Genomic DNA, 14,897 nt, shown 5'->3' on the forward strand with positions numbered 1-14,897 from the left:
TTGATCAGTTTCTCAGCAATCGTCTTTCGGTTAGATGGTTTCACAGTAAAATGACAATGATGATGTAATGTCGTATATGTTACTTAATAGTCTGCGATTTCTGAACTAGTAGATCAGTCTCTAGCCCTTGATATTATTGACTTTAATCAACTCGGCGGGAATTGCTGATGAATAACCCCTTTTGATTCGGGAACGTCATTGCATTTGATGGTTTGCCCCTCATTTGCATATACCGCAGGCAAGGTTTCCCAACCTTCTATCAGGGTTCTTGTTTTACATTTTATCCAGTTCTCGTTTCTCGTCTCTTGCTATTCCAGGTCGATCACTACAATTGTCACTAAATTGCTCGCCATTACAAAAACTCCTATTCACGACAAAACTAACGTTAGACATCATCGACTCTCTTATTTATAACAAAACTTAAGTGTTACGACAGTTTTTACCGGCGTTAGTTCATAAACCAAGAAAGATGAATGCTCAAATCCTTACTTAATATAGAGATTATGCCCCCCAGGGAAGGTGTGAATACATTCCTGATCATATGATCATTTTTTCGCTACTTCTCGAGCCTCAACCCTGCACCCACCCAGTATCGCAGACAGTGGGCTTGTCCAAGATGACGGTGACCGCAACGCTCAGAATTGCAGGACGCATCCACTGAATGACTTTTCTCAAAGAACAACCGGGAGTTACCCTCTCTTTTCCTTAGTTATTATCCTCTTCAACAGCATCGTATAAACGTTCAAGAATGTCTGGCACTGCAGATATCACCCGATTCCAGCTGGGAATAAAGGGACGCTCCATGGGATGCTCAAGAAAGTGCTGCCCAGCCTCCATAATATTTTTCGCAAACAGTTCTACCGCCCTTTCTTCGCTGTCACGGTCTACGTGCAAACCATTCATCATGGCATCGTCGTAATAGGATTCAATGAAATCCAGCGCGATCCGGTAATAGGTAGCCTTGATTGTGCGAAAGGTTTCCGTATTAAACTGCACACCATTGGTGGCCAGCTTGCGGAAAATGGCCTTAATGATGTCGTGGCTCATTTTTGAGAGCCCTTTGTTCACATCATCTTCCGACAGGGGCTGGTGTTTGTGGTCATAAATATCGGCAATATCCACCTGACACAGTCGTTTGCTTGAGTAATTACGTTTCACCTCAGAAAGCACGCCAATCTCCAGCCCCCAGTCACTGGGAATGCGAATATCATTAAAGACACTGGTGCGCATGGAGAATTCCCCCGCCAGCGGGTAACGGAAACTGTCTAAATACTCCAGATACTCCATGGGGCCGAGAATCTTTTTCAACGCTCTCAATAGCGGTGTGACCAATAGACGACTGACCCTGCCGTTCAATTTATGGTCGGCAATCCGGGCATAATAGCCTTTGCAAAAATCATAGCTGAATGAAGGGTTAGCCACTGGATACAGCAGTTTTGCCAACAGATCCCGTTTATAGGTCACAATGTCACAGTCGTGTAATGCCACCGCTTCCGATTTAGCGGAAGCCAACACATAACCGTAACAGTACCAGACATTTCGTCCTTTACCCGGCTCTCTTGGCGCCAACCCTTTGCTGGCCAACAGTTCATCGACTTTGCGCAGACGAGGGCCATCCTGCCAGAGAATCCGGTGATGCTGATCCAGCCGGGCAAAAAAGTCACGGGCATTGGCATACTGTTTCTGGTCAGCACGATCAAGGCCAATCACTATTTCCGAGAGGTAACGAACCTTACTTAATTCATCAACAATATTGCCAAGGGCAGGGCCTTCCAACTCTGAGTACAGAGACGGCAACACCAACGACATCGGTCGTTGACTGGAAAACGCCTGCAGCTCGCGTTCCATATCTTCTGTACTGCGTACGCGCAAGTTGTGAAAGTTGGTAATAATGCCATTTTGATAGAAGTCGCCCATGACTAACCGTCCTATGTCCTAATGAATATACCCGTCGCCTTTCAAGTTGCTACTTTGTTGGCTGCTCTCGCTCACCCCAATCACTTACTAGCTGTAAGCTCATGGGGATTCACTCGTTTGCCGTCGCGTAGCAACTTGAAATGCTTTGGGTATATGTTTTTGAATCAATGTTTGAATCGCTTCATTCCAGCCTTTGGAACCTGTGTTTGTGGTTTCAATTCCATTGCTAAGATGCCATACATCTGGCGCCGCGCCATGTTCAGAACGAATCAGCACTGGGTAATCCACTGCTTCCAGCATTGGCTGGTCATTCATACCATCCCCAAGGCCGATGGTTTTCCAATAGGTATCGGGGTAGGCAGACTGAAATCGCTGCAACAGACTTAACAACGCCTGACCTTTATTGCCTTTACCGGAGACATGATAAAACCGCCCGCCCCTGGTTAAGTACAAGCCTTCATCGTTCAACAATTGCTTAAATTGCATCAGTGCTTTTTCAGTATCCATCCAGATTAAAGGCTCACTGGCCTTACGATTCATTGCCTGTGTTGCTGCCACTTCTGAAAGGCCGGTGAGTTCAACAACGTTATTCACTGTCAGATCACCAAATCCCTGAAACCGAAAACCGTGCTGCTGTCGAATGTTGGTTAACCATCGACGTATATACCGGTAAGGCAAACCATGGAAGAAATGGGTTGTTTCTGTGTCCTGTTGGTTAGGGAAATAATCGCCAGGCACGGTTGTCACCATGCCATTTTCAGTAATGAAAGGATGTTTGAGATCGAGTTCCCGCTGTAAGGCAACCACTTCCGGCAAGGTTTTACTGGTGTTTATAATCACCGGAATATCATGGTCTGCCAATAATTTCAGCGCCGTGCCGGCATCTTCCCAGCCATAAGAATCGTGATCCAGCAACGTGCCATCCAGATCCGTGAACACCAGCCACTTCTCGCCGTTAGACTTCATAAATTAGCGAGCCTGTTGTTCAAGTCGTTTCTGATAAATGCGGTTAGTGGCTTCGACAAACCCCTCAATGCTGCCACAGTCAAAACGATTGCCTTTGAACTTACAGGCGATCACACAACCTTTTCTAGCTTGAGTGAGAATGGCATCGGTTAATTGCACTTCGCCGTTTTTACCAGGTTCGGTGTCGGCGATAATGTCGAAAATATCCGGCGTTAATACATAGCGACCAATCACAGCCAGATTACTTGGCGCATCCGCAGGTGCCGGCTTTTCCACCATATCCGTGACGCGGATTAAATGGTCATCCAACGCTTCACCGGCAATCACACCGTATTTTTCCGTTTCTTGCGCGGGCACTTCCTGCACCGCCAGAATGGTGCAGCGGAACTGTTTATAGAGATTCACCAACTGCGCCATCACCAGGGCGCCTTCATCGTTGGTGCAAAGATCATCCGCCAGAATCACCCCAAAAGGCTGACCACCAATTAACGTTTTTCCGCAGGCAATGGCATGACCAAGCCCCAGCATCTGATTCTGTCGTGTATAAGAAAAAGTACAGGCCGCCATGACATCCCGAATAGACGACAATTTTTCTTCTTTGCCACTGCCGGCGATTTCTGCTTCCAGCTCGTAATTAATATCGAAGTGATCCGGTATGGCTCGTTTGTTGCGGCCATTTACAAAACCCAAATCCGTCAACCCTGCTTCCATGGCCTCTTCCACGGCATATTGGATCAGGGGTTTGTCCACGATGGGCAGCATCTCTTTGGGCATGGATTTGGTGGCCGGTAAAAAACGAGTGCCATAACCGGCAACGGGAAACAGACATTTACTAATCAATGGAGCATTCCTTTTTTAACCATTTGCCCCAAAACAATGCACGACTTGTGCCAACCACCCTTTTCTAACGGATATGGTACAGAAACTGCTTTATATAAACGTTACACCGTTAAAGAGTGACAACGTTTAAGAGGTTGTCGCAAGAGCCCATACTTCTCGTTCCCATGCTTTGCGTGGGAATGCATACTCTTGAATTTTCAAAGGGTTAGAAGTATGGGTTCCCACGCAGAGCGTGGGAACCAGGGCTTTTGCGACAACCTCAAAGCATGGGAACGAGGTTTCTTAACGGTTGGGTATCTAACAGAATAAAGAAAGGAGATGAATTATGCAGAGAGTTCCACCGGGTTTTGCTGAACTTCACCAGTCCCTTTCAGCATTGCTGAGTGTTCCCTATGGTGAAAAAAGTGACGACATCGCCAGTATTATTGTTCGCCGGGTGGAGCACTTTATGGCGACTTCCCCAACACCCGCACAGCCCGCCTGGTCTGAGCGTGATGTTTTTCTGATCACTTACGGTGATAGCCTTACAGACGGCGATCGCCCACCACTTCAGGTGTTAAAAGACTTTCTGGATCAACAGCTGGAGAGCCTAATATCCACCGTTCATATTCTTCCATACTTCCCTTACAGCTCAGACGATGGCTTTTCGGTGATTGATTATCTGCAGGTGAACCCAATGCTTGGGGATTGGAACGATATTCTTGCCATAAGCGACAATTTTCGTTTGATGTCGGATCTGGTGATTAACCACATCTCCCGGGAAAGCCTCTGGTTTGCCGATTTTGTCGGCGGCAACCAGCCTGGTCGAGACTACTTTATTGAAGAAAATCCGAACACCAATGTTTCCATGGTCACACGTCCCCGGAACTCACCTCTGCTGGTGCCTATTCAAACCCGGCGAGGCACACGACATGTGTGGGCAACCTTCAGTGAAGACCAGATCGACCTGAACTTCAGAAACCCGGACGTTCTGATTTCCATGATCGATATTGTGCTTTTCTATCTCAACAAAGGCACCAGTGTTGTGCGGCTGGATGCCATTGCTTTTTTATGGAAAGAATTAAACACATCCTGTGTACACCTGCCCGAGACCCACGCCATTGTGAAAGCAATCCGCCTGATTATGGAAGAAGTCTGCCCCGGCGCACTGCTTTTGACTGAAACCAACGTTCCTGATCCTGAGAATTTCAGCTACTTTGGCAACAGCGATGAAGCCCATGTGGTGTATCAGTTTGCTCTACCACCGCTGGTGCTTCATGCACTGAATCGGGGCACAGAAAAACATTTGGTGCGCTGGGCCAGTGCATTACCGGATTTTCCAGAAGGTTGTACGGTACTGAATTTCACCGCTTCCCATGATGGTATTGGTTTGCGATCTCTGGAAGGGGTAGTTCCGGATAGTGATGTTGCCGAGCTGGTAGACAGCATGCACCGTTTTGGCGGCTTTGTGAGCATGCGCTCCATGCCGGATAACGGTGAAAAACCGTACGAGATTAATATTTCATTATTTGACGCCATGAAAGGCACCCGTCGTGGAGAAGATCAATGGCAGGTTCAACGGTTTCTTTGCGCACAAATTATTATGCTGGGCATGAAAGGCATTCCTGCACTGTATATTCATAGTCTGCTGGCAACACCCAATGACATTTCGGGTGTTGAACGATCGGGGCGTACTCGTTCTATCAATCGTCGGAAATGGAAAATGGAAGAACTGATGCCAGAGCTTGATAACCCAGCATCCATTCAAGGGCTGATTTTCAATACGTTGAAAGATATTCTTGAAATTCGCCAGAATGAACCGTGCTTTCATCCTGATGCCACTCAAGCTATTTTGCACATAAAAACGGGGATTTTTGCTTTCAACAGAAAGTCGACAGGGGGAAGATCCCTGACGGCAATTCATAACCTGACCGCTAATCCTATTGAATTAAGTAACAGCCAGATTATAAATAAGTTAAACCTTTTATCCCACAATCAGAAGAAACCAAGCTTAATTGAACCCTATCAATCATTATGGTTAGTCTGAATGAGAGTTGTTAATATCATGCATGCAATCAATTAACTCTAAAATTATGCCAACTGCTGCAGCCTCTCAGAATCATCCAAACAGAACTGGCTCTTGCAGTCATTTTGCACCTGAACAACCTGCTGAATGATTTGTAAAATATCCTGTATATTTTCTGATTCTTTCGGATTACTTGGGTCATGACACTGACGGTATTCAGAGATGTGACGATAATGCTGATGCAGTCTGTTTGCATATTTTTCATATTGTTTTCGCTTTTCCGAAAATTGAGCAACCTCACCAGGAATAATCAGGTCTCCCGTTTCAAGGTCAATTATCTGCCCTGACTCCATTAGTTTCTCAAGTGCTTGCAAGGTATGATTTTTAATATCCCGAGCCCCTCCTTGCTGATTATATTGACCGTTTGCTTTATGGCTAGCCTGGTCCAGCTCAAACGCAAAGTCCTTCTCATAGTATTTTTGGTTTAACGTTTTTGCTCGCTGATACGCTGCATCACGATGCTCCTGCAAAATAGAAAAAGCATGTTCAGGCGTAAACCCCCCATGTGTGACCAAGGCGCTACTGCCAGCCATATTCGCTGGCTTGGACTTTTCATACTCTCTATTCTGAAAATTTGCACTTTGACGGGCACGTTGGTTTTCTATGCATACTTTAACAAATTCCACCTTGGCATTCTTTTCAGCCTTGATATCACCTTTTGCCTTATTACTATGCGCATCGCTCATCAACTTAAGCAGATTTTCTTTTTTACTCTGAACAGCCATCAATTCTTTGATTTCGCACATGAAAGCAGTTTTATAATTAAATGTGAATTTGTCTGAGTCTGTCACGTTAAATTTTGGAAATCGCACTTTTACTAAATCTACAATATTCTCATCTACAATCGTCTGATAGAATTCCTCAAAAGCTTGCCTGTTTTTGGTAAAACTATCATCCAGTGAAAAGTAATTTTGCAGAGTAACGCTAGCAACTTGAGTAGGTTTACTATTATCAACAACACCATATTGACTTTCGCTGCCAGTGGTTGAAATAGCACTGTTTGCAGCAATACTAGATGCTTCTATTGTTATCACTTTGCGAGGTACAGACTCAGCTTCAGACTTGTCATTGTGTGACCTTGTCAGCGAATTGAGTGTACTTTCACTACTTGCTGAAACAGCGCCGGTTGACGCTCTACCTGATGCCAAATTGCGCCCCGAAGGTTTAACTAATTCAGGAGTCCGCTTTACGAGTGTTTCAGAAACAGGGGAAGCCGCGGGTGATACCGATACCTTCTGTTGCTGAACTTTCTCAGCAGGCATAGAGACCTTCGATGGAGCTGAAGTACTTGCACCCTTTACAGGCATTTGCCGAATCTGCGGTTGACTGACACCTGGCAATTTTTCAGACCTGTCAACCAATGCTGTTGACACAGAGTGCGGTAATGGAACGGGTGTACTTGCACCCTTTTCTGGCACTTCCCGGACCTGCGATCGACGAACACTTGGCAATTCACCAGACCCGTCAACCAATGCAGCTTTTCGTTCTTTGATCGGCACATGTTTAATAAGCGCTTGCCCAGCCCACGTACTCTTTCCACCGAATTTATCAATGTAGTTCGTAGCATCCGAAACCGTTACCTTATACTGACCGATTGCGCCTGAAAAGACTGCACCGACTGCACGGAAAAATCGTTCAACACCGTTTTTATCATTGTTCGAATGCCAAGAATAGGAGGCTGACTGATAAAAATTAAGTGGGATACTGTCCATAATGACTACTCCTTAGAATAAAAACTTTCTAAACTCAATATTAAAATCTTTAAAATAATGGCTCAGATATGGACTTAGTCAATATGCACACAGCCAATACAGTTCTATTTTCCAAATTCATAGAAAATTGAATCACAGTCTAGTAAAAATCAGAAGAAAATATAATAACAATTAAGTCAATATCACTAACATATTCATAAATATCGTTAAAATTGATTATGAAAACACACAAACAGAAAGGGATATTGAATAGCGCCATCAATAATCAGATGGCACACTTTTACTAACAAGGCGACTTAAAAGGTACCCAGTGATCGACTTAGGAAGCAGTAACGCGAGCCTGATCAAGCTGCTGGTAATAAAAGGAAATAAATAATCCGCCCGTTCCTTTTTCATCGCCTTGATAATGTGCCTTGCAGCGACTGTTTCACTGATTTCAAAAGGAGCGGGAATGCCATCATTAGCCACCCTCTCTGTGGCAACAAACCCCGGATAGGCTGACACAAACCTGAGCCCAAAAGGTTTTAACTCAATCCGACAGGTATCCATCAAAATCCGGCAAGCTGCTTTTGCTGCAGAATACGGCCCCTGCATGGGCAAACCCAAAAATCCAGCCAGAGAGTTAGTATGGGCAATGAGACCTCCGCCCTGCGCTTTCATTTGAGCAATGAGCGGCATAAGGAAATTCACCATGGTGGCGTAATTCAAATCCATATTACCCAAAACATCATCCACGCCGGTTTTACTCATATTAAACGCTGGGCCATCGCCAACATTTAATAACGCTACATCAATACGGCCAAATGCTATAACCCCTTGCGAAACAGCGGCTTCAGCTTGCTCTTTATTTAAGGCATCACCGGCCACCAGCAACACCTTCGACCCTGCTGCAAGAATATCTTCTGAAAGAGATTTCAATTGCTCTTTACGACGGGCAAAAATGATCAGCCGATTATTCTTCCCGGCCAGTTGCAGGGCAACACGACGACCAATGCCGGAGGAGGCTCCGGCAATAAGGATGGTTTTATTCCAGAGAATCACCGGTTATAAACCCAACAAATAGCGAGTACTGTAGGCCACCAGCACGCCTAAGTAGTTCCCAAGGGCATAACCAATAATGGCCGCAGCAAAACCGGGCAACATGATTTCACGATTTTTAAGCACACCGGCAATCACCGGAATAAACGGCACCGACATAATAGCGGCAGAGGACGTTATCATGAAGGTATCAATATCAATCTTCAGCATTTTGCAGATAATGGCCTGAATCACCATGGAGCCCAGCAAGATAAAACCAATGTAGGCGAACAAATCGTAATTCAGCTCTGCCAGCATACGTACATCGGTCATAGAACCCATAGCAAAACAGAACACCAGAATCAAATACATACCTGCTTGAAAACTGTTGGTCAGTTTACGGATAAAAGGAATAAAAGAACCCATCAATCCAAACGTGGTGATACTGACAATGGTGGCCACCGATGACACAGACTCCGGCAACAGCGAAGAAAAGCCAAGCGCAAGGCCAACAGCCACACCGGAAAAGACGATAGACAACAATGTTTGTGGGAATGCTTTTAATTTGACCAGTGACTTATAGCTATTGGCGGTTTCATCGGCCATGTGCGCCATTTCGTTTTCAGATTCTTCTCCCTGCCCCTCTTTGCTCGAAGAAAATGGGCGCAAGAACAAACCGAAAATGGATTTGGCGATGGTCATCACAAAAATCAGATAGATCGCAGACAGCAATATGTCGTAGGTGTTCATGGTGATGAAAATATTCTGATCAGCTTCAATGGCAGTTTTGATAGCAGCCATGTTCACACCACCACCGGTGTAAGCGCCGACGGACATACCCGCAATCTGCCAGATATTTTCGCCCAGAGCATCCTTGAAGAGAAAGGCACCTGCCACCGTGACAATCACCACGGCAACCACCGCAACTACCATGCTTTTCATAGTATCGCCTGCCATTCTCATGGAGTGCTTCACATTAATAGAAAACAACAATAATGGCAGAGCAAGGGCAATAGAAATTTCTGTCAGGCTGATCTGAGCCGCGGTTAGATCACCGCCAGAAAACAATGCGGTTAAATCCAGAAAACCACTGAGCGCAATACCCAGGCCAAAGGACAACACCACTACGCCCAATTTATCCAGAATTTTGATGCGCTGGCAGAGAATAATAAGCAACGCCGGCATCAACAGGCAGGCAAGAACAGCAACGATTACTGGCACGATTAACTCCTAATTCCGTCTTCCGGATTTATTGTCTTTTTTGTATTGAGAGTTTTATTAAAATGTTTATTAAAAGCTTCATTGGCGCCTGCATCATGGCATTGTTCAGGATGACGAAACACTGACCAATATTCCTTGATTTCACCTTTATCCATAACGGCCAATTCCCCGAACTGTAACAACAATGCTTCACTTTGGGTTGGACGGAAAAACATAAAATCATCCCGTTGAATGGGATGATTCGCCGCCACTTCATACAGTTCCTGATTACTGGAATGCCCTAACAGATCAGCCCGTTGACTTTTTTCAGGATAACAGGGCGACGCCAGCCAGTTACCACCATAAATAAACAATCCACGCTTTGGTGAAAGGCCCATCTTTCTCAACAATGCAGAAAGCCCCGATGCCATTGGCAGGCTGGGGTTAGAGACATCTTTTAATATCGGAGTAGCAATAAACGCCGCCGGTTCCAGGTGATCCAATGTGTATACGTCAAAGTCTGTGGGTTTTACCAAGGCCGAAGCGGTGGCCAGTTCATTCACGACACCTTGCTCTTTATACAGTGGAAAGGTGGTGCTGCCACCGGCGTTCAGGCAGAGATCTTTGACAACATCATGACCAAACCGGTCGGAGATTTGCCGAACAAAATCCTGATACCGCGCCATCGCCTTTCGAAACGCTTTGGCGGGCCCACCGAGAAAACCAGGGATTTTGGTGATGTGGGCTTCATAACCCATTAAGCCAGACAGGGTTAAATGAGCACTGTCTTGTAGTAAACCAAGGGCTTGATCAAAGGATTGCGGATTTTCAAAGCCGCCCCGATTCAGGCCTACATTGATTTCCAGATTGATGCGCAGTTGCAGATCATGCTGTTTGGCAAAGTGTTCGTATTCCTGCAGGCGCTCAACAGAATCCACCAGCCACTGCAATTGAGATTGTTGATCAAATGCGCCTTGGGCACTGAGATACCATTGATAAAAAGCGTTCACTGCACTGATGGGCATGGGTTTTCCCAACAACACATCGGCCTCTGGAATTTCTTTAGCCACCTGAATCAAAAAAGGGATATGAAAACTCATCAACCGTCGGGTTCCCGTGCGCTCCATAATGTAGCGAAGCATGGGAATAGACGGCAATGATTTGGCAACGATGCGATAATCAAAACCACGATCAACCACTGACTTCAGATGGTCAATATTCTGATCCAGCCGCTGTTTATCGATGACCAATGTTGGCTGGCAGATGCCGGAGTTTTTCAGAACCTTATCCAGATTCTGAAAATAGCGTTCATGCATTTAAGGCCTCGTCATTTTTATTATCAGCCTTTTTTATGGTAGATACCATCTCTCACTATTCCTCGTTCCCATGCTTTGCGTGGGAATGCATACATAACCTATTCAATCCACTGTATGTTGCGGTATGCGTTCCCACGGAGGACCATGGGAACGAGATCTGAAACATTTCCGACCTACCTCAGGTAAACAAACTCTTAAGGTAAGGATTCAGGAACTTACCATTGGGGTCCAGTTCTTTACGAATCGCCTTGAACTCATTCCACTTCGGATAGAGCTTTGAAAAGTCCTGCGCCGTCAGAGTATTCAGCTTACCCCAATGTGGACGACCATGGTATTTTTTCAGAATCGGCTCAATGGCTTTGAAAAAGTCCTGATAATCTTCTTCGAAGAAACGGTGCACGGCAATAGAGAACGTTTCCCGCTGATAGAATGGGCTCATCCAGATATCGTCGCTTTTCACATAACGGCACTCGAAGGGGAAGAAGACTTCAGGGAAGTTGTTTTCCAGAACGTCACGAATTTCTTTTAGCGCTTTAAGGCCATTTTCCCGGGGCAAGTGATATTCCATCTCGTTAAAACGCACGTTACGATCGCTGGCATAGTTCTTCCAGGAACTTTCGATCACCACTTCGTCATCAATAGTTTTCATATACGTGCTGAGTATCAGCTCACGCAGGGCTGGTGACCAGCTCAGTAAATCCCGGGCCAGTTTCAGATCATTGGCACCATCATTAGTGTCGAGCCTGTCCGTGGAGGCGATGGGTTCATTGGTGTAGTTATGAACATCGGTCCACCCCATGCCGGTGAACGGAATGTAATAAAATTCAAAGTTACGGTTGTTGTCCGCCATGGATTCAGCCACTTCCATGATTTCATCAAACTCCCGCCAGACGGTTTCCCGCTTCAAGCGATAAGGCGCCTCATTTTGAATGGTGGCTTTGGTGACAACTCCCAATGCGCCCATGGAGACTTTAGCCGCCTGGAAGATCTCCGGATTTTCATCATCACTGCACTGAAGTATGTCACCATTGGCCGTCACCAGCTCCAGACCTTTCACCGTGGTTGGCATACAACCAATGCCAGCGCCGGTACCGTGGGTTGCTGTTGCCAGGCAACCGGCAAGGGATTGCTGATCGATATCCGGCATATTAATCATCGCCTGCCCAATATCTTCAAGGGGCTGACCAATAGCACCCAGGCGAGTACCACCATATAAGGTTGCCTGCAGTTTTTCGGCATCATGGCTGATCAACCCGGATAAACGACCAAGTGAGATTAATACATCATCCGTCGGCACCAGAGCGCTGAAGGAATGACCTGAACCGACGGGACGCACAACACCTGTCGCTGAAGTGATAATTTCCTGAAGTTCTGCAACCGTTGCTGGTGCAGTTCTGAATTCTGGTAAACAACTCTGGGAGCCAGACCAGTTACTCCAGGGAATACGGCGCTTCTGTCCTTTAGCCGTGGCTTCAGCAAAACTGATCGCCGGAGAAATAGCTTCCGCTGCGGCGACGGTTAACAGTGACATTAAAAAGTGCCGACGATTCAACATGGTGCTTTCCTTTTATTATTATTCTGCAGACGTGGCCGGAATCGCCGGTGCCGCCATAAAGGTGATCAGTGCTTCAAACTCGTCAACGTCACAATCCATGCACATACCAAAAGGCGGCATACCACCGGAACCGTTAATAACGCTGTCCAATAATGCATCCATGCCTTTATCCATTCGAACCTGCCAGCCCTGGCTGTCACCGGTCAGTGGTGCGCCAGTGCCTTCCAGCGTGTGACAGGTTTTACAGCTACGATCGTAGATCGCTGAGAGCTGAGGATCATGGGGTTGAATCTGGCTGGACAAGGCAGGATCAAACGTTTTTTGTTCTGTAGGATCACAGCCAGTCAACATGACAAAAAGAAGGAGAATACTCGCCTGGTACTTCAATGCACGTTGTAAACACATGGAGAACAGCACTCATCTTATTTTTATTAGTATTCACAGGGACGTCTGGTATCCGTCCCCCGTCTTTTAAACAGAACTATAGTACAAGATTAATTTCAGGAAAACCCTTTACGTCGATTCATTAATGCACTAGCGGATTTCACCCTATAAAACAGGCTGTTTTTCTCAATTATATTTGAACTTACCATCTACGTTACGGTCAAAATGAGTAGCATGCCCCGTTACATGTATAACTACTTACACTGATCAATCAGGTGTCTTAAATGAAGCGCTTCCATAACTACAGTTTGGCTATATTCAGCCTGCTGATATCCGTACTCAGTTTTTCCATACTGGCAGCCCCGCAACCCTCTTTACTCTCTGCTCTCCCCGCTTCTTTATCCGGAGAGGGGGATCAGTTAAATATCAACCTATCGGACAAAACAGAGATCGAGCGGGAGTACATCAAATATTTTTACCTGCGCGGCGAGCGGGATAGTGACCTGCTACTGTCAACGATTGATCGACTTCATCACAGCGTGAGAGAGCTGACTAACATTACGTCCGAACTTGAAAAAATGTCCGATGAAGCCAACTTTCAACCGGTTCCTATTAATGACTTCCTTGGCCGGATTCGAGCCTACAAACAGGAAGCGGCTTTATTTATGGATGACGTTGAAACCCTTGAGCACTATCCCACCTTAAGAGATGACGTCACCATCACTGTCGATAGTCAGGTGGATTTGCGCCCGCTGGCAGATCACTATCGAATGACCGTCAGTAACCTGAATCATCGAACAGCAGCCCTGCCCTTCAATATCATTTTACCCAACGGCATTTTTCACCAGCAAACCGGTATCGACAATAGCCAGCTGAAAGGGATGACGCTCTTCACCTCGCAACAAATTGCGGATATGAAACGCAACGTCATGCAACTCAGGGCCATGAGAACTGAAGACAAACGTGTGATCGATGAAGGCATCAACCGTTTTACCAAAAATGCTCTGGAAACCTATGTGGACAGTTTTGGTCGTTCCGATCGTTATCGTACCGGTCATGACGATGAAGGTCGGGCGCGTGCCAAAGATATGTTGATCGAAGCGTTTTGGGCTCGTTCTTACATTCGTGCAACCTACGGCATTCAAATTGGTGCTATCCCGGTTGAATACAGCAAACGCATTTTCAATCTGGATTTCTATCTCAGTGATATGACCATTGGTGCCAACCCCACCTACGATCAGAACAAATTAACTCACTATGCCAACCTTGCCAAAGAAGCACTCACCACCTTCGAACAGGAAAGGGCCGTGAGCAAGAAATGGGCCTCCGTCAGTGCCTGGCTTACTTGGGTATCCGGTCGGGGCAATGAGTATGACACCAAATACTTTATTCTTGCCCTGATCAAAAAGGACATCGAAGAAGAGCTGGCATTAAGCCGCTCGGGCGGTCTCCGGGTGGTTCGTAATGGCTATCGTCGGCATTATCTGGCAACTGATCAGGAGCGCAGAATCTTCGAAGGAAAAGCCAGGCAGGTGTTTGGTCATTACCCTGATTCCCACATAGCGGATAACGACACTATCGACGAAGATATCGACGACGAAGATATTGAAGAAGATGTTGCCATGATTGAGGCAGGCACACTAAAGGGCTCCATAGCGCTTTCCATCAACGCACTTGAAAATCAAGAAAACCGACTGGAAGAAGCCAAAAAACTGCAAGGTGTGATTGATTTACTCTCCCGAGACAATTCTACGGCTCTGCGTCGTAAAAAAAGACAAGCATTCTAATCAGTATCCAGGGTTTGTTGATGCTTCATTAGGAGCATCGTAATTCAAAAAGACGCCAATAGAATCGAAAGTAGAGCCATAGCCATGCATCCTGTGATATCAAACTTGATGTTACCCAGTCCAAGCCGGTTAGCAGGA

The 14,897-nt window shown here is 46.0% G+C and carries 11 protein-coding genes; 2 read left to right on the plus strand and 9 right to left on the minus strand.

The window, feature by feature from the left end:
• Nucleotides 1-705 precede the first annotated feature (705 nt).
• From AKL11_RS21365 to galU, 3 genes are all read right to left on the minus strand, one after another.
• The gene (locus AKL11_RS21365; RefSeq protein ID WP_067521770.1) at nt 706-1,917 is read right to left on the minus strand and encodes a glycosyltransferase family protein; all 1,212 of its coding nucleotides are present in this window, start codon (nt 1,915-1,917) and stop codon (nt 706-708) included.
• 99 nt (nt 1,918-2,016) lie between these two features.
• Nucleotides 2,017-2,883 carry an HAD-IIB family hydrolase gene (locus AKL11_RS21370; RefSeq protein ID WP_067521772.1) on the minus strand — a complete coding sequence of 289 codons (867 nt, stop codon included), beginning with the start codon at nt 2,881-2,883 and terminating at the stop codon, nt 2,017-2,019.
• Between the two features lie 3 nt (nt 2,884-2,886).
• Nucleotides 2,887-3,723 (minus strand): UTP--glucose-1-phosphate uridylyltransferase GalU, encoded by an 837-nt coding sequence (galU, locus tag AKL11_RS21375; protein ID WP_067521774.1) that lies wholly within the window; start codon nt 3,721-3,723, stop codon nt 2,887-2,889.
• 325 nt (nt 3,724-4,048) lie between these two features.
• Here galU and AKL11_RS21380 point away from each other — a divergent pair, with 325 nt between their 5' ends.
• The gene (locus tag AKL11_RS21380; protein ID WP_067521778.1) at nt 4,049-5,749 is read left to right on the plus strand and encodes a sugar phosphorylase; all 1,701 of its coding nucleotides are present in this window, start codon (nt 4,049-4,051) and stop codon (nt 5,747-5,749) included.
• A gap of 44 nt (nt 5,750-5,793) precedes the next feature.
• Here AKL11_RS21380 and AKL11_RS21385 read toward each other — a convergent pair whose 3' ends face one another.
• The 6 genes from AKL11_RS21385 to AKL11_RS21410 form a co-directional block, all read right to left on the minus strand.
• The gene (locus AKL11_RS21385) at nt 5,794-7,500 is read right to left on the minus strand and encodes a hypothetical protein (RefSeq protein WP_067521780.1); all 1,707 of its coding nucleotides are present in this window, start codon (nt 7,498-7,500) and stop codon (nt 5,794-5,796) included.
• A 258-nt stretch (nt 7,501-7,758) separates the two neighbouring features.
• Complete coding sequence (locus tag AKL11_RS21390; RefSeq protein ID WP_067521782.1) at nt 7,759-8,541, minus strand: SDR family NAD(P)-dependent oxidoreductase; 783 nt, start codon at nt 8,539-8,541, stop codon at nt 7,759-7,761.
• 3 nt (nt 8,542-8,544) lie between these two features.
• Nucleotides 8,545-9,738: a DUF819 family protein gene (locus tag AKL11_RS21395; protein ID WP_067521784.1), complete on the minus strand. Its 1,194-nt coding sequence runs from the start codon at nt 9,736-9,738 to the stop codon at nt 8,545-8,547.
• 2 nt (nt 9,739-9,740) lie between these two features.
• Nucleotides 9,741-11,033 (minus strand): alanine racemase, encoded by a 1,293-nt coding sequence (locus tag AKL11_RS21400; protein WP_067521787.1) that lies wholly within the window; start codon nt 11,031-11,033, stop codon nt 9,741-9,743.
• Nucleotides 11,034-11,211: 178 nt separating this feature from the next.
• Entirely contained in the window at nt 11,212-12,588 is a 1,377-nt protein-coding gene (locus tag AKL11_RS21405) for a D-arabinono-1,4-lactone oxidase (protein ID WP_067521789.1), read from the minus strand.
• Between the two features lie 18 nt (nt 12,589-12,606).
• Entirely contained in the window at nt 12,607-12,993 is a 387-nt protein-coding gene (locus AKL11_RS21410; RefSeq protein WP_067521791.1) for a c-type cytochrome, read from the minus strand.
• Nucleotides 12,994-13,256: 263 nt separating this feature from the next.
• Here AKL11_RS21410 and AKL11_RS21415 point away from each other — a divergent pair, with 263 nt between their 5' ends.
• Nucleotides 13,257-14,759, plus strand: coding sequence for a hypothetical protein (locus tag AKL11_RS21415; RefSeq protein ID WP_067521793.1), 1,503 nt, complete (start codon nt 13,257-13,259; stop codon nt 14,757-14,759).
• The last annotated feature ends 138 nt before the right edge of the window (nt 14,760-14,897 follow it).

Source organism: Endozoicomonas ascidiicola (assembly GCF_001646945.1).
Taxonomy (GTDB): domain Bacteria; phylum Pseudomonadota; class Gammaproteobacteria; order Pseudomonadales; family Endozoicomonadaceae; genus Endozoicomonas; species Endozoicomonas ascidiicola.

What these genes read in the sequence shown, in the direction of transcription:
- AKL11_RS21415 (WP_067521793.1), top strand. Translation starts at nt 13,257, where the DNA reads ATGAAGCGCTTCCATAACTACAGTTTGGCTATATTCAGCCTGCTGATA.
- AKL11_RS21365 (WP_067521770.1), bottom strand. Translation starts at nt 1,917, where the DNA reads ATGGGCGACTTCTATCAAAATGGCATTATTACCAACTTTCACAACTTG.
- AKL11_RS21380 (WP_067521778.1), top strand. Translation starts at nt 4,049, where the DNA reads ATGCAGAGAGTTCCACCGGGTTTTGCTGAACTTCACCAGTCCCTTTCA.
- AKL11_RS21400 (WP_067521787.1), bottom strand. Translation starts at nt 11,033, where the DNA reads ATGCATGAACGCTATTTTCAGAATCTGGATAAGGTTCTGAAAAACTCC.
- AKL11_RS21405 (WP_067521789.1), bottom strand. Translation starts at nt 12,588, where the DNA reads ATGTTGAATCGTCGGCACTTTTTAATGTCACTGTTAACCGTCGCCGCA.
- AKL11_RS21410 (WP_067521791.1), bottom strand. Translation starts at nt 12,993, where the DNA reads ATGTGTTTACAACGTGCATTGAAGTACCAGGCGAGTATTCTCCTTCTT.
- AKL11_RS21385 (WP_067521780.1), bottom strand. Translation starts at nt 7,500, where the DNA reads ATGGACAGTATCCCACTTAATTTTTATCAGTCAGCCTCCTATTCTTGG.
- AKL11_RS21370 (WP_067521772.1), bottom strand. Translation starts at nt 2,883, where the DNA reads ATGAAGTCTAACGGCGAGAAGTGGCTGGTGTTCACGGATCTGGATGGC.